Genomic DNA, 15,606 nt, shown 5'->3' with positions numbered 1-15,606 from the left:
ACCCGCTGGAACAAAGCCCACAACTCATCCGGCACCAGCCGCTCAACGATCCCCACGCCCGCAGCCTACCGAACCGGCCAATTGAGATGACTTCTTAAGGTGTCCGGTGATCTGTACGGTGAGCGGGGGCTATTCGTACACTCCAGGTCACGACAGCAACCTTGATCGGTCACGCGAGGTGCAGCCTCGACAAACAGGACCTCACCGCCCAGCGCGAGATCCTGCTCGGTCTCGGTGTGACCGAGGACCGCATCTGCCTCGACCACGGACTCACCGGCACCAACCGCGACCGGCCCGGCCTCGATCAGGCCCTGGCGGCGGTCCGGGCCGGTGACACCCTCGTCGTACCGAAGCTCGACCGGCTCGCCCGCTCGGTGCCCGACGCCCGTAACATCGGCGACTCCCTCACCGTCCGCAACGTGAAGCTCTCCCTCGGCGGCACGATCTACGATCCGAGCGACCCGATGGGCAAGATGTTCTTCAACATCCTGGCCACCTTCGCTGAGTTCGAGGTCGATCTGTTGCGGATGAGGACTCGCGAGGGCATGGCCGTCGCTCGTTCCAAGGGCAAGCTCCGCGGCAAGCGGCCCAAGCCTCCGCCCGGCAGCAGGCCCACCTCGTCGAGCAGCATGCCACCGGCGAGCACACCATCGCTGACCTCGCCGAACTATTCTCCGTCTCTCGCGCGACGGTGTACCGGGTCCTGGAGCGTGCGGGAAGTGAGGGCCCGTCACAAGCCTGGCCACAGTGCGCAGTTATTTGACCGGCCGTTCCAGATACGTCTATGGTCTTCGACGTGGCCAGGACCAAGGAATTCGATCCGGACGCCGCGCTGCAGTCGGCCCTTGAGCTGTTCTGGCGGCGCGGCTACGAAGCGACGTCGATGACGGACCTCGTCGAGCACCTCGGCATCGGCCGCGCCAGCCTCTACGCGACCTTCGGCAGCAAGCACGAGCTGTATCTGAAGGCCATGGACCGGTACGCCGAGACGCGCGACCCGGCCCTCCTCGCCGAGCTGTCCCAGCCGGGCCCCGCACTGCCTGCGGTGCGGGCGGTGGTGCGTCGCTTCGCCGCAGAGGCCGTCTCCCCGGGAGGCCGGCTGAACGGCTGTTTCGTCACCAACACGGCGGCCGAGCTGGCCCCGCACGACCCTGCGGCGGCCCGCCGGGTCGAGATCAGCTGGGACCATCTCGAAACCTTGATGCACTCCGCGCTCGTACGGGCCCAGGCTCAGGGCGAGCTGCCCGAAAGCCGCGATCCGCGGGCGCTGGCCCGCATGCTGCTCGTCCTGCTGCAGGGGGTACGGATCGTCGGCAAGGCGTCGAACGATCCCGCCCGGGTGCGGGACGCGGCCGAGCAGGCGCTGGCCTTGCTGGACTGACTCACACCCACCGCAGCCACCGGGCTTCCTTCCGCATGCCCAAATAATGAACCGATAGGTCAAATATCAGGAGGACAGCATGACCGCCACAGACGCCGCCCGCGTCGCCACTGTGCAGCAGCGATGCGCCTTCGTCCTCCTCGGCGGCGTCCAGACCACGCTGATCTTCACGCTCGCCGCGCTCGCCGTACCGCTGCCCCTCATCGGGCGCGAATTAGGCCTGAACCGCGCCGACTTGATCCTGCTCAGCGCCGCCTACGGACTGACCTTCGCCGGGCTGCTGCTCTTCGGCGGACGCCTCGCCGACCGCTACGGCGGGCGGCGTGCCCTCACCGCAGGCCTGGTCCTCTTCGCCGCCGCCTCGGCCGCCGCCCCGCTCGCCCCCGGCATTGGGACGCTGCTCGCGGCGCGCTTCGCACAGGGTGCGGGCGCGGCTCTGATCGCGCCAGCCGCCATGGCCGTGCTGCGCGCCGTCTTCCCCTCCCCCGCGTACGGCAGGGCGATGGCCACCTGGGGCGGGCTCTCAATACTCGGCGCGACCGCGGGCAATCTGCTCTCCGGCGTCATCTCAGCGCTGCTGTCCTGGCGTTGGACCTTCGCCGTACCGCTCGTGGTGGCCCTCGCAGCCCTCGCCCTCACGCCCCGGCTGCTGCCGGACACCACGCCGAGCCGGGGCAGGACTCTCGACCTGCCGGGTGCCCTGCTCGCCACCGCCGGGATCACCCTCGCCAGTTACGGACTCGTCGTCACCGACGCCCGCCCCTGGTCGTCGGCCGGCGTGCTCGTGCCGCTGCTCGGCGGGGCCGCGCTGCTCGCCGCCTTCTGGTACGCCGAGCGCCGCGCCCGCGATCCGCTGCTGCCGCCCCGCTTCCTGCTCGACCGGCGGCGGGCCCTCGCCCTCGCGGCCATCGCACTGAGCGCCTGCGGAACCGCGATGACCTTTGTGGTCCTCTCGCTCCATCTCCAGCAGGCGCGTGACTGGTCACAGCTGCAGACCTCGGCGGCGTTCGTGCCGTTCGCTGTTGCGCTGGTCGCCTCAAGCCGGGCGGCAGGACCGCTCATCGGCCGGTACGGGGCCCGAACCGTCACAGCGGCCGGGCTCGGCACCGGCGCGGCCGGCCTCGCCCTCCTCGCGCTCACCGGGATCGACGCACACCTCTCATACGGGTACGGGCTGCTGCCGGGCCTCGTGCTGCTGCCGGCCGGCACCGCGGCCGCCTTCGCGGGAGCCGCCGTGCTCGCCACCGAAGGCGTGCCGCAGCAGCAGATGGGGCTCGCGGGCGGCGTGCTGAACACCGCGATGGAATTCGGCCCGACCGTCCTGTTCGCGATCCTGCTCACGCTCGGCAGCGACGCCTGGTCGCTCGCCGCGACGGGGGCCGGTCTGGCCCTCGTGGCCCTCCTGACCCACCGCACCCAGTAATCCATCACTCAAGGGAGCCACCGAAATGAACCGCTTCACCGGCAAGACCGTCCTCGTCACCGGCGCAGGCTCCGGCCTCGGCCGCGCAATCGCGCGCGCCTTCGCCGCCGAGGGCGCATCCGTGGTCGCCGCGGGACGCACCGCGGCCTCCCTGGACGAGACGGTCGGTCTCATCGAGGCCACCGGCGGCACGGCCACCGCCGTCACCGCCGATGTCACCGACTCCGGCCAGCTCCAGAACCTCGTACGCGAGAGCGTCACCCGCTTCGGCGGACTGGACATCGCGGTCAACAACGCCGGAATACTCCGCGGCGCCGTGCCCGTCGGTGAGGTGAGCGAGGAGGACTGGGACGCGGTGTTGCGGACCAATGTCACCGGCGTCTGGCTGGCCATGAAGCACGAGATCGCGCACATGAAGGGAAACGGTGGCGGCGCCATCGTCAACATCTCCTCCAATCTGGGAGCACACCTGCGGATCCCGAACGTTGCCGCGTACATCACCTCCAAGGCGGCGGTCTCCGCGCTGACCCGCGCCTCCGCTCTCGACCACATCCACCAGGGCATCCGCATCAACGCGGTCAGCCCGGGTCCCGCTGCCACGTCCATGTCGTTGCTGCCCGGTGAGACCGAGGCCGGCCGTACCGAGCGGATGAAGACGGCGACTCCGCTCGGCCGGGTCGCGGAGGCCGAAGAAGTGGCGGCCGCGGTGCTCTACCTCGCCTCGCCCGCAGCCGGCGCGGTGGTCGGCACCGACCTGGTCATCGACAGCGGAGCCTCGGCCTGACGGCTCGTAGGCCTCGGCGACACCCTTCCCTCAGCAAGGAACTCCGCCACGACGGGCTGGAACGCGAGCCCCCCGACCAGAGCGGCCGCACTACGGTGCCGCCGGCGCCAACAGCGGCATCGACTCTGCGGAGCACGGAACCGGCCCGTCGTGGCACTCGGACGGTCCTCGCCTGCCGCAGCGAGGCCCGTGGCAAGGCGGCCGAGGCACGATTGCAGGGCGGAATCCCGGCCGCCAAGGCACACTTCGTGCGTCTCGACCTCACAGCACGGACCTGACCGCAGTACTGGACTTCGCGGCCTTGATGCTGCCGGACACTCGCCGACCGTCACGGTCTTTGACTGACGCGAGGTCTCTCATGCCACGGTCGGCTCGCGTTCCTCCGCATCGAAGTCGACGTCCAGGTGCGGGTCGAACGCGTCGGGCCGCACCGTCAGCTCAGTGGTGGCATACGAACCGAACCGCATGATGTGCTCGGTGAGGTACGGGCTGATCGCGGCCAGGTCCTCCCCGGTGATCTGCCATCCCTCCGTCTGGAGCTCGCGGACCACGTTCATCAGGTCCAGCGTCGTATGGAAGATCACGCAGTTGGCCAGCAAGGACGTCAGCTTCACCGCCTTCTCCTGCTCGACCGGGTCGTTCTCGGCGATCACCCCGCCGTTGCAGAACGCCAGCCAGTCGGTGAAGTTGTTGAAGGACTCCACCTTGTTGGTGGCCGCCGTCACCCGGCGGCGCAGCGAGGGGTCCGAGATGAACCGCAGCAGCTGCACGGTGGCGACCGCCCGGCCGACCTCGCGGAAGGCCCGGTAGATCTGGTTGCGGTGGGAGTTGCTGCCCAGGCGCCGCAGCAGCAGCGGCGAGGCCAGGGTGCCCTCGCGGATAGCGATGCTGACGCGCATGAGATCGCGCCAGTGGGTCTCGATCAGCCGCCAGTCGATGACGTTGCGGCCGCCTTGGTCGAGCAGGACATCGATGTGCCGGTAGCGGGCGCCGGCGGAGGGCCGGTAAGTGCGGTCCTTCCAGTTCCGTATCCTCGGCATCAGCTCAAACCCCATCAAATGGGCCAGACAGAAGACCGGGAACGACTGGCCTTGCGTATCGGCGTGGATTGTGTCCGGCTTCATCTCGGAGGCGTTCTTCAGCAGTCCATCGATGATGTAGACGGCCTCCCAGACCCCGCAGGGCACGAATCTGGAGAAGAGCGCGATGCACTCATCCGATATGTGATGGTATGCAATGCCTCCGAATCCTCCGTACCGGATCGAGGACTCGGCGAGCAGGTTGTCGATGAAGGTGTCCATCTGCGTGCCGTCGGCCGCCACGGATGTCCCGTCGCCCCACGCCTTGACCAGGTCCAGGCGCATGAACGCGTTCACCACGTCGGTGATCGCCTCGTTGATCTTCTCCACGCTCAGGTGCCGGTTCGTGATCGCGCCCAGCCCGTGCGCGGACACCCCGGCGATGTGCCGCGCGGCCTCGGCGAACGTCATGTTGATGCCGCCCACGAAGGTGGCCAGCACGTACCGGCCGAACGGGTCCTTCAGCTTCGGGTCGCTGCCGGAGGCCGGACCGAACCGGCGCCACCACTCCACCCAGTACGCCGTGCGCGACAGGATGCCCAGCAGAGTCCGCTCCGGCATCCGCGCCTTGACCTCCGCCTCCAGCGCCTCCGCCATCGCGCTGACGCCCTTGGCGCGCTGCTTGCGCAGCACCGGCACCCCGTTCTCGTCGATAACCAGGTCCGCGTTGTCCGGATACCCGGAATCCACCTCCGCCGCGGTGGCCTCCAGCCGCTGGCGCAGGGCCGCGGTGAAGGCGGCGGCCGTGTCCGGCAGGCCGGTCTCCTCGCACAACTGCGCCAGCTTCGGCCCGCACTCCTCCCACTCGGGCAGCGTCTGAAGCCAGTTGGCGAAGGCGTCCGAGCCGGTGACGGCCACATCGCCGGTCCGCAGGTGCTCGGCCAGGTAGGTGAAGACCAGCGTCTCGAAGCGCCGCCGGTCCAGCATGCCGGGCCTGCGCCGGTCCCGTACGGCCCGCTGCCAGTTCTGCGACGCGAAACCCAGGTCCAGCGGCTCCCCCTGGTACAGCTCGGAGACGTACTCGCGGGTCGCGCTCTGGTGGACCCGCGCGGGCGCCAGCGCGTCCAGCACCCGCCGGTCCTCACTGACCGCCTCGAACTCCAGCGTGCCCACCAGGTCGAACATCGGCGCCCGGTCCCGCTTGTAGAAGCGGGCGACCAGAACCTCGTGATTGTTGCCGTGGTGCGCGGCCACCGCCTCGATGTCGGCCAACTCCGCCGCGAACGACCCGGAGGACAAAACTGCCTTCTGCGCCATCGCCAGCGCGGCGGCCCGCTGCGCGGCCAGCGCCCGCGCCGCCCTGCGGCGGGCCTTCTTCCCCACCGGGAACGCAGCCGGGCCCCGTCCGGGCCGTGCGGCAGAAGGCCGGCGGGGTCGATCCGCTCCAGCACCGTGCGGTAGGTGCCGATCATCCGCTCCACCAGCGCCTGCTGCTTGCGGATCTCCTCCAGCTCGCCCTTCGCGTTCTTCAGCTTGGTCGCCACCCGCTTGCAGAACATCTCCGCCAGATCGTCACGGGCCCGCCGCCGGGCCGCGTGCACCAGGCAGGCCAGCAACGCGATGCGCTTGCCCGCCTCGTAGTCCCGCAGCTCCGCCGCGTCCAGCGCGCCGGCCTCGGCCGCGAAGTCGGCGATCTTCCCTGGCGCGATCCCCTCCAGCCATGTATCGGTGTTCCCGAGCCCGTCCACCCACTGAAGCTGCTTGTGCTGCTCCTTCAGGTGGCTCCAGCTCGGGCGCTTCGCGGGCTTTTTCAGCCGGTTCAGCCCGCTCTTGCGGTCCAGGCCGCCCACCTCCAGCAGCCCATGGAGGCGGGCCCGGTCCTCCATGGGCATGCGGGACCGGACGATGGTGAAGATGTCCTCGTTGACCTCTCGGCGGATCCGGGCGGCCATCTCGTCCAGGGTGCGGAACGCCGGCAGTTCGCAGGTCGCCCGGACCAGTTCCTCCAGTGCGACGTTGATCAGGTCCGGCGGGTTGTTCTTCACCAGCGCCGCCCGCCGGATCGCCTCCTCCGCGATTCTCCGGGCCCGTTCCTGGTCGTAGGAGATGCCCTGCCGCTCACGCACCAGCTTGCGGTGCAGTTTGGCGGTATTGGCCGACTCGTAGTGCGGCCCGGTGCCCTCGGGCAGCTCCAGGGCGCGCACGTGCTCCACCACCGTCTCGGGCACCTCGGCGGCCTACGGGAAGTAGCCCAGCTTCTGGTAGCACTTCAGCGCCAGGGTCAGGGCGAGCAGGTGCTCCCCGGATCGGGTCCGCTCCCGGACCCAGTTGATCTCCTCGCGCTTGGGGGTGAAGAAGACGTGCATCTCCCGCGCCGACATCAGCCGCTTGAACCGCGGGTACGCGGTCCGTTCTATCGAAGTCACCCCGCCGGTTCCCGCCCCTTGGTACGAAAACGATCACTTCCGCGCGGGACCGTACCAGGGTGACCGGCGGCCCTACCGATAGCCGCCCCGGAGACACCGGTCACCCTCTCAAGATCGCGCTGCTATCCCTTTCGGCCGTATCTCGGCTGACCCTCGTCCTGGGCTGCCGTTCGAGTTCGGCGGCGTGGACGATCCCGAGCAGGTGGCGGTGACGGTAGAGGAAGCTGCGGTCTACTCCGGCTTGCCGGGCGATGGCCGAGACGCTGATCGGGGTGCCGTTCTTCGCGTCGTTCTTCACCGCAGTTGCCACCCGCTGGCGGCGGCGCTCGGTCTCGGCCTGGCGGCCGTCGCGCATGGCGGGGATCACGGCAGCCTCCAAGGCCTGACATCGGGAAGTGGCTTGCCGACGCGCGGCATGCCCAGCATCACCACGCGGCCGCGGCGGACCACGGCGACGGCTTCCTCGATCTGGGCGCGTTCTTCCTCTGACAGGTCGTCCAGGTCCGCCTTGACCCGGTTGATCAGGCGGCGGACGCGGCGGAGCGCGCCCCATGCAGTGGTACACCGGCACGTTCTCCTGGTGGCGGGACCGCCTACAGCCGCACCGGCGTCCCCGGCCCGCACGCGGACACCGGCCGGAGCCTGAGGTTCTTCGAGTAGGGCGCGGACACAGAACGCGGACACATGCTGTGCCTCGCGCATCACGTCAGGCCGGCGGGGGCTCCCGCGCTGCGAGATGCCGGATCCGGAACGGCGCACGACGATGAGAACGGCGCGCTTTGCCCGTTGCCCGTGGTGTGGAGGAAGCCATGAAGGACCTGAAGTTCGAGCACAAGAAGGCGTTGTCCCGTATCGAGGCCGCCGATCAGCTCGCGGCGCTGGCCCAGGCACTGAGGGAAGGTGGCGAAGCCGAGCTCGAGCTGGGTTCGGGAGTGCTGAGCCTGCGGATCCCCGACGAACTGCGCGGTGAGGTGGAATTCGAGGTCGGCGGTGGCGAGATCGAGCTGGAGATCGAGCTGAAATGGCCGACGGGCCGGTCCCGTCACGCTGCCGCGCCTGCGGCCGGCACGACTGCGGACGCCGAGTCGGAGCGGGCCCCCGCAAGGTCGGCCACCAAGTCCGCCGCGAACAAGCAATCGGCGTCGCCCACCCCGTCCAGGCGTACCGCGGCGAAGCGTAAGTGAGACCTGCGGGCGCTCCGGCGACCTGCCACGGTCCTGGTGAGCCACCGCGCAGGGCGTAGAGCGAGGCGGCGCGGCCGTTCCGGCTGCGATGTCCGCGCGGGTCGGCCGTTCTGGGGCTGTCAGGCGTGCCGCCGCCGGCGCTCCGACGCGGACGCCCCCGGGCGCCCCCTGCCGTGGGCGCCCGGCCGGCCACCCCGGTGCCGCAGTGGACCCGCGCTGGGGCGGGTCTCGTTGCCACGTTGTGGGTCACGCGGAGCGAGAAGGTTGCGCCTGACCCCATGTGACCGTCGCCACACCCCGCCCCGGACGCTGCAAACGCCCTCGAGATGGTTTAGTGTTCAACCTATTCGGCTACCACCCATTGTCGGCGGGTGCCCCGGATCAGGCACGCAGTGTCACGGCTGACCAGCCATCCCCACGCATCCGCCACCGATCACACGGAGTCCACGTAGTGAACAGCCCCGTCAAGCTTGCCGTCGTCTACTACTCCTCCACCGGCACCGTCACCGCGATCGCCCAGGAGATCGCGCAGGCCGCGGAGAAGGCCGGCGCCGAGGTCCGCCTCCTCAAGGCCGCCGAACTGGCCCCCCAGGCCGCGATCGACTCCAACCCCGCCTGGGCAGCCAACGCGGCCGCCACCGCGGACACCGCCGTCGCCACCCCGGACGACCTGGTCTGGGCCGACGCCGTGATCTTCGGCAGCCCCACCCGCTTCGGCAACATCGCCTCGCAGCTCAAGCAGTTCATCGACACGCTCGGTGGCCTGTGGGCGCAGGGCAAGCTGGCGGACAAGGTCTACAGCGGCTTCACCGCCACGGCCACCACCCACGGCGGCCAGGAGTCCACGCTGCTCGCGCTGTACAACTCCATCCACCACTTCGGCGGCATCCTGGTCTCCCCCGGTTACACCGACGCCGTCAAGTTCGCCGACGGCAACCCGTACGGCACGTCCCACGTCGACGCGCAGGGCAACAACCCGGTGGGTGACACCACCCGTGCCGCGGCCCGCGTCCAGGCCGAGCGCGTGGTCAGGATCGCGGCCGGCCTGAAGGCCGGACTCGCCGCCGCCTGACGCCTGCCCCTTCGGCCGAAGGGGAGGAACCTGGCCCGTCAGCCGCACATCGAGGTGCGGCTGTCGGGTCATCGCGGGTTCGGGACCTCCGCGACGCCACCGGCCGGCCGACGGCCCGCCACTGTGCACACGGTGTGATACATCACGCAGACGTGCGATCATATGGGTCGCCGCAACGTGTCACACCGTCGCGAGAACGCCGGCGCCGGCGGGGCAGCAGACCACGGCTCGCGGCATTCCGCCACGGGTTATCCTGGCCTGTCGCTCAACCGTTCCCGTTGCGTGTCTGGAGCCCGCCGTGCCCACCCCCCTCGCCACTCTGCTCGAAGACCACCCCATCGTCGCGAGCGTGAAGGACGAGGCCGGGCTGAAGGCGGTGCTGGAAGCCGAGTGCAAGGTGGTCTTCCTGCTGTACGGGTCGGTTCTCGACCTGACGGAGACCGTTGCCACCCTCAAGGCCGCGGGGAAGATCGTGTTCGTCAACGTGGACCTGCTGGAGGGGTTCGGCGGCAAGGAGATCGTGGTGCGCTACGTCAAGGAGCGCACCGAGGCCGACGGTGTGCTCAGCTCCAAGGCGCACATGGTGCGTGCCGCGCGGGAGCTGGGACTCTACGCCGTGCACCGGTTCTTCCTGATCGACTCGATGTCGTACCGGAACCTGGCGAAGCACGTCGCGATGTCGAAGGCCGACAGCGTGGAGATCCTGCCGGGCTGCATGCCCCGGGTGATCGGCTGGGTGGTCGCGGACATCGACGTCCCGCTGATCGCCGGCGGCCTGGTCTGCGACCGCGACGACGTGATCGCCGCCCTGGGCGCGGGCGCGGCAGCCATCGCCTCGTCGAACCAGGAGGTCTGGACGATGTGACGGCGGCCACCATTCCAGGGATTGACGCCGCGACGCCCGGAACGTAGCTTTGGCGGCGCTCGGCAACAACTTCATATCGGCCGCGGCCTCGCGACGCGGCAGTTACTAGAGACGAGAGAACAGTAACTCCCTTTCCACAGGGTGTTTGCTGTTCTCTTTTTTTGTTTACATTCGCCGTTCTGTCCGAAATCACCACAAGGGAGTGGTCCATGGCGGAGAAGACCGGCCGATCACGGCGGTGGATCGCCTTTCTGATCCTGTCGATGACCGGTGGCATCGTCTACCAGGTGGCGTACATCCGGTTCGTCTTCCTGGGCCCGACGGCCAAGGCGCTTGAACTGTCGGCCCAGGACTACGGAAACATCGTCTCCGTGTTCGGTGTCGTGGCGATGGTGATGTACTTCTTCGGCGGCTGGTTCGCCGACAAATTCTCCCCGCGCCTGCTGATCACGATCGCGTTGGTGGGAACCGGAATCGCCGACATCTATCTGGCCACCGCGCCAGGATATTTCGGCGCTCTTCTCGTCCACATCGCCTTCGCGGTCCTCGGAATGGGCCTCTATTGGCCCGCTCTGGTGAAAGCGATCGGAATGCTGGGCGACGCCTCGGAACAGGGCCGGCTCTTCGGCTTCCTGGAGGGCGTGCGGGGCATCACCTCGACGCTCGTGGGCCTGGTGGGTACCGCGATCGTCGCCATGGCCGTCGTCCCCGCCCACGGGGTCCTGTGGCTGATCCGGATCTACGGCATTCTCTGCTTCGTGCTCGCGGCGGCCGTCTGGCTCTGCGTGCGGGAGGACAAGGGGAAGCTGGCCGCGCTCGGCTCCTCCGCCGTCACGCTGCGCCAGCTGCTGCTCGCGGCGAAGAACAGGTACACCTGGCTGATCGGCCTCACGGTCATGCTGATGTACTGCTTCTACACCACGCTCGGCTACTTCTCACCGCTGCTGGAGTACCAGTACGGGTTGGCCGCCGGGGTGATCGGTGTCATCGGCGTCGTGCGCACCTACGTGTTCCAGTTCGTCGCCGGCCCGGCCGGCGGAGTCCTGGTCGACAAGGTCACCAAGTCCTCCCCGAAGTTCCTGCGCTGGATGTTCGCCGGCTGTGCGGTGATCGCCGCGGCCTTCCTGGTGATGCCGCGCACCAGCGCGCTGATGTGGGTGGCCCTGACCCTGATGTTCGTGCTGTGCCTCTTCGTCTTCGCCGCCCGGGGGGTCTACTGGGCGACGGTGGGCGAAGTGGAGATCCCGGAGAACGAGCGCGGCGGCGTGATCGGCCTCGCCTCCGGGCTCGCCTACCTTCCCGACGCCTTCCTCCCGGCGCTGGCCGCCTGGTGGATCGGCGACCCGACCGCCGAGCCCGCCGTCCCGGAACGCGGCGGCGGCTACACCACCTTGTTCGCCGTCCTGCTCGCCACCGCCGTCCTCGGCCTGATCGTCACGACTCTCACCCAGCGGGTCCGTGCCCGCGAGGTGGCGGCCCGCATCACCGCCCCCCAGCCGCAGCTCGCTGCCGACTGACCGCCCCGACCTGACACCTTCCCGGAGACGAACTGATGGACATCACCGAGTTCAACCGCGACTTCTTCTCCCTGGACGGCAAGAACGCCATCGTCACCGGTGGCAACACCGGCCTCGGCAAGGCGTTCTCGCTGGCCCTGGCCAAGGCGGGCGCCAACGTGTTCGTGCCCAGCGTGACGCCGGACGACGGCACGACCGCGAAGCTGATCGAGGCCGAGGGCCGCCGGATGGAATTCCTCCAGGCCGATCTCACCCAGCCGGGTGTCCCGGCCGAGATCGTCCAGGGCTGCGTGGATGCCTTCGGCTCGCTGGACATCGTCGTGAACTCCGCCGGCATCTGTAATCTCGCGTCCGTCCAGGAGTTCGGCCGCGCCGAGTGGGACCCGATGATCAACATCAACCTGACCGCGCCGTTCGAGCTGAGCCACGAGGCCATCAAGTTCATGATCCCGCAGCGCTCCGGCAAGATCATCAATATCGCCTCGATGTTCTCCTTCCTCGGTGGCCAGTGGTCCCCGGCCTACGCCGCCACCAAGCACGGCATCGCCGGGTTCACCAAGGCCTACTGCGACGAGCTCGCGCAGTACAACATCCAGGTCAACGCGATCGCCCCGGGCTACTTCGCCACGAAGATCACCGAGGAGACGCGCTCCGACCCCGAGACCAACCAGCGTGTGCTCGACCACATCCCGGCCGGACGATGGGGCGACGTCGCCGACCTCATGGGTGCGACCGTGTTCCTCGCCTCCCGCGCCTCCGACTACGTCAACGGGCACGTCCTGCCCGTCGACGGCGGCTACCTGGTCCGCTGACCCGCCCCCCACCTTCACCCCCCATCAGCCTTCCGCCTCCCCCCAAGAAGCAAGAGGAAGATTCACCATGGCACCGTCCGTCTCCAAGCTGGACCGAGAGAACATCGTCGCCGGGCTCACCGACCTGGTCGGCCCCGAGAAGGTCGTCACCGACGAGGAGCAACTGCGCGAGGCGAGCGTGGACCGCTTCAAGAAGTTCACCTCCGTCCACGGCATCTACGACGGCCCCTTCCCCTGCGCCATCGTGAAGGCCAAGAGCACCGCCGACGTCGCCGCCGTCCTGCGGTTCGCGAACGAGAACCTGATCAACGTGGTCGCCCGCACCGGCCGTACCGGCACCGAGGGCGGTCTGGAGACGGCCGTCCAGGACACGATCGTCCTCGACGGCTCCGGCATCGACGAGATCGTCAAGATCGACGCCGAGAACATGCAGGTCACCGTCGGCTGCGGAGTACCGCTGCAGAAGCTCGAGGACGTCCTGCGCGCACAGGGCCTGACGACCGGTCACTCACCGCAGTCCAAGCCGCTGGCCCAGTACGGGGGCCTGGTCTCCACCCGCTCCATCGGCCAGCTGTCCACTCTCTACGGCGCCATCGAGGACATGGTCGTCGGGCTGGAGGCGGTCTTCCCCGACGGCACCGTCTCGAGGATCAAGAACGTTCCGCGCCGTGCGGCCGGCCCGGACATCCGGCACATCGTCATCGGCAACGAGGGCGCCCTGTGCTACATCACCGAGGTCACCGTCAAGGTCTTCCCGTACCAGCCGGAGAACAACGAGTACCACGGCTTCCTCGTCGACGACATGGCCACCGGTGTGGCCATCATCCGTGAGGTGGTCACAGGCGGCTACCGCCCGTCCGTGGTGCGCGTCTACTCGCCCGAGGACGCCCGTCAGCACTTCGCGCACTTCTACGAGGGCAAGTGCGTCGTCGTCTTCGTCGCCGAGGGTCCGAAGGGTCTGGTCAAGGCGACGAGCGAGGAGATCCGGCGGGTCGCCGGACGGCACGAGCACACCGCGGTCGACCCCGAACTGATCTCCACCTGGTTCGCCAACCTCAACTGGGGCCAGGACAAGATCGACGCGGAGAAGGAGACCATGCTCCGCGAGAACGAGCTGGGCTACACCACCGAGGTCTCCGTCGACTGGTCCCACACCGTCGAGCTCTACGACAACGTCATCGACCGGATCCGCGACGAGTACCCGCACGCCGACGACCTGATCATGCTCGGCGCCCACTCGTCGCACTCCTACCAGACCGGCACGAACCTCTACTTCGTGTACGACTACAAGATCAACTGTGAGCCGCGGGAGGAGATCGCGAAGTACCACATCCCGCTCAACGCGATCATCGTCGAAGAGGCCCTCAAGGTCGGCGGCTCCATGGTCCACCACCACGGCGTCGGCAAGTACCGCACCCCGTGGACCAAGGAGGAGCACGGCTCCGCCTATCACATGCTCGCCAAGCTCAAGGCGGCCTTCGACCCGAACGGCATCATGAACAAGGGCACGATCTTCCCGATCGAGGACTGAGCCGCATCCCGGTGCCGGACCGCTCACGGGCGGTCCGGCGCACCGTCGCATCGCCTTCGACCCCCCTCACCTCCCGCCCGGACGACGACGTCCGGGCCCCGCACCCCCGGAGTGGGCATGTCCCGGTACTTCATCGGCATCGACAACGGCTCGCAGTCGTCCAAGGTCAGCGTCTTCGACGAGCACGGCCGCGTCGTCAGTGAGGGCCGCAGCGCGCTGCGCCCCTACGACACCCCGCGCCCCGGTGTCGTCGAGCATCCGGACGACGACCTGTGGACCTCGATCGGCGCAGCGGCCCGCCAGGCGATGGCGGCCTTCCCCGGTGACCCGGCCGACATCGCGGGCGCCGGCCTGTGCACCATCCGGTTCTGCCGCGCGGTCCTGAAGGCCGACGGCACCCTGGCCCAGCCGGTCATGAGCTGGATGGACGCCCGCGTCTCCGGGCCCTACGAACGCGCGACGCCCGACGCCGCCTATGTCACCACGTCCTCCGGCTACATCACCCACCGCCTGACCGGGCAGTTCCGCGACACCGCCGCCAACTACGCCGGCATGTGGCCCCTGGATTCCGACACCTTCGGCTGGACGACCGACGACGCCCGGGTCGCCGAGGCCGGCCTCGACCGCTCGATGCTCTTCGAGCTCGTCCAGCCCGGCGACATCCTGGGCGCCGTCACCGAGGCGGCCGCCGCCCACACCGGCATCCCCGCCGGGCTGCCCGTCGTCGCCACCGCCAACGACAAGGCCGTCGAAGCCCTCGGCTCGGGACTGCGCTCCGCGGACACCCTCCTCGTCTCCCTCGGCACCTACGTCGCCGGCATGACCACCGGCAGCCGCAACGTCAAGCACGGCACCGGCTTCTGGACCAACTACGCCGCCACCCCGCACGCCTACCTCTACGAGAGCAGCGGTGTACGGCGCGGTATGTGGACGGTCAGCTGGTACCGCGATCTGCTCGGCGAGGAAGTGGCCGCCCCGGCCAGGGAGGCGGGCATCAGCGCGGAGGAGTACATCAACCGGCAGGCGGCCCTCGTCCCGCCGGGCTCCGAGGGCCTGATCACCGTACTGGACTGGCTCGCTCCCACCGAGGCCCCGTACCGCAAGGGCTCCATCCTCGGCTTCGACGGCCGCCAGGGCCGCTTCCACATCTACCGCTCGATCCTCGAAGCGCTCGCGCTGACGATCGGGGAGACGGCGGGCAAGATGGCGGCCGAACTCGGCACCCGGTTCGAGGAGGTCGTCGTCTCCGGCGGCGGCTCCGCCTCCGACGTCATCATGCAGATCTTCGCCGACGTCTTCGACGTACCCGCCCGCCGCGCCGCCGCCGGTGGCGCCGGCCTCGGCGCGGCCCTCACCGCCGCCGTCGCCACCGGCACCTACCCGGACTTCGACGGCGCCGTGGACGCCATGGTCCGCACGGGCGAGGCCTTCACGCCCGTCCCGGCCCACCATGCCCTCTACACGAAGCTCCGGAAGATCCACGCCGAGGCCCGCCACCACACCGACGGCCTCTACCGGGAGTCCCACGAGCTGTTCGGCTGAAGGAAGGGAGCTGGTCCTGTGGGCCGGGGACGGCCCCTGTCCGGTGAAAG

At 69.1% G+C, this 15,606-nt stretch carries 13 protein-coding genes and 2 pseudogenes; 12 read left to right on the top strand and 3 right to left on the bottom strand.

The window, feature by feature from the left end:
* Nucleotides 1-161: 161 nt before the first annotated feature.
* The 5 genes and pseudogenes from ACIHCM_RS10385 to ACIHCM_RS10365 form a co-directional block, all read left to right on the top strand.
* Nucleotides 162-512, top strand: a pseudogene (locus ACIHCM_RS10385) (recombinase family protein); the annotation flags it as partial.
* A 137-nt stretch (nt 513-649) separates the two neighbouring features.
* Nucleotides 650-763, top strand: coding sequence for a helix-turn-helix domain-containing protein (locus ACIHCM_RS10380; protein ID WP_399892207.1), 114 nt, complete (start codon nt 650-652; stop codon nt 761-763).
* A gap of 33 nt (nt 764-796) precedes the next feature.
* Entirely contained in the window at nt 797-1,381 is a 585-nt protein-coding gene (locus tag ACIHCM_RS10375; RefSeq protein WP_399892162.1) for a TetR/AcrR family transcriptional regulator, read from the top strand.
* 79 nt (nt 1,382-1,460) lie between these two features.
* Entirely contained in the window at nt 1,461-2,804 is a 1,344-nt protein-coding gene (locus ACIHCM_RS10370) for an MFS transporter (RefSeq protein WP_399892159.1), read from the top strand.
* A gap of 25 nt (nt 2,805-2,829) precedes the next feature.
* A complete protein-coding gene (locus ACIHCM_RS10365; protein ID WP_399892156.1) occupies nt 2,830-3,588 on the top strand; it encodes an SDR family NAD(P)-dependent oxidoreductase in 759 nt (252 codons plus the stop codon).
* Nucleotides 3,589-3,944: 356 nt separating this feature from the next.
* Here the strand turns inward: ACIHCM_RS10365 and ACIHCM_RS10360 are convergent, their stop codons facing one another.
* From ACIHCM_RS10360 to ACIHCM_RS10350, 3 genes and pseudogenes are all read right to left on the bottom strand, one after another.
* Entirely contained in the window at nt 3,945-5,990 is a 2,046-nt protein-coding gene (locus tag ACIHCM_RS10360) for a transposase (protein WP_399892153.1), read from the bottom strand.
* Between the two features lie 569 nt (nt 5,991-6,559).
* Nucleotides 6,560-7,033 (bottom strand): annotated as a pseudogene (locus tag ACIHCM_RS10355) (DUF4158 domain-containing protein); the annotation flags it as partial.
* A 100-nt stretch (nt 7,034-7,133) separates the two neighbouring features.
* On the bottom strand, nt 7,134-7,400 hold the full coding sequence (locus ACIHCM_RS10350; RefSeq protein ID WP_399892150.1) for a DUF6262 family protein: 267 nt from the start codon (nt 7,398-7,400) through the stop codon (nt 7,134-7,136).
* 442 nt (nt 7,401-7,842) lie between these two features.
* On the opposite strand from ACIHCM_RS10350, the gene ACIHCM_RS10345 reads away from it, so the two are divergent.
* From ACIHCM_RS10345 to ACIHCM_RS10315, 7 genes are all read left to right on the top strand, one after another.
* Entirely contained in the window at nt 7,843-8,217 is a 375-nt protein-coding gene (locus ACIHCM_RS10345; RefSeq protein ID WP_399892146.1) for an amphi-Trp domain-containing protein, read from the top strand.
* A gap of 451 nt (nt 8,218-8,668) precedes the next feature.
* Entirely contained in the window at nt 8,669-9,289 is a 621-nt protein-coding gene (gene wrbA, locus ACIHCM_RS10340) for an NAD(P)H:quinone oxidoreductase (protein WP_399892143.1), read from the top strand.
* Between the two features lie 298 nt (nt 9,290-9,587).
* On the top strand, nt 9,588-10,154 hold the full coding sequence (locus ACIHCM_RS10335) for a glycerol-3-phosphate responsive antiterminator (protein WP_399892140.1): 567 nt from the start codon (nt 9,588-9,590) through the stop codon (nt 10,152-10,154).
* A gap of 209 nt (nt 10,155-10,363) precedes the next feature.
* Nucleotides 10,364-11,671 carry a nitrate/nitrite transporter gene (locus tag ACIHCM_RS10330; RefSeq protein WP_399892136.1) on the top strand — a complete coding sequence of 436 codons (1,308 nt, stop codon included), beginning with the start codon at nt 10,364-10,366 and terminating at the stop codon, nt 11,669-11,671.
* Between the two features lie 35 nt (nt 11,672-11,706).
* Complete coding sequence (locus ACIHCM_RS10325; RefSeq protein WP_399892133.1) at nt 11,707-12,483, top strand: SDR family NAD(P)-dependent oxidoreductase; 777 nt, start codon at nt 11,707-11,709, stop codon at nt 12,481-12,483.
* A 67-nt stretch (nt 12,484-12,550) separates the two neighbouring features.
* Nucleotides 12,551-14,014, top strand: coding sequence for an FAD-binding oxidoreductase (locus ACIHCM_RS10320; RefSeq protein ID WP_399892130.1), 1,464 nt, complete (start codon nt 12,551-12,553; stop codon nt 14,012-14,014).
* Between the two features lie 117 nt (nt 14,015-14,131).
* Nucleotides 14,132-15,556: an FGGY-family carbohydrate kinase gene (locus ACIHCM_RS10315; RefSeq protein ID WP_399892127.1), complete on the top strand. Its 1,425-nt coding sequence runs from the start codon at nt 14,132-14,134 to the stop codon at nt 15,554-15,556.
* Nucleotides 15,557-15,606 lie beyond the last annotated feature (50 nt).

Source organism: Streptomyces sp. NPDC052023 (assembly GCF_044548465.1).
Classification (GTDB): domain Bacteria; phylum Actinomycetota; class Actinomycetes; order Streptomycetales; family Streptomycetaceae; genus Streptomyces.
This window is presented reverse-complemented; position numbering and strand designations above follow the sequence as displayed.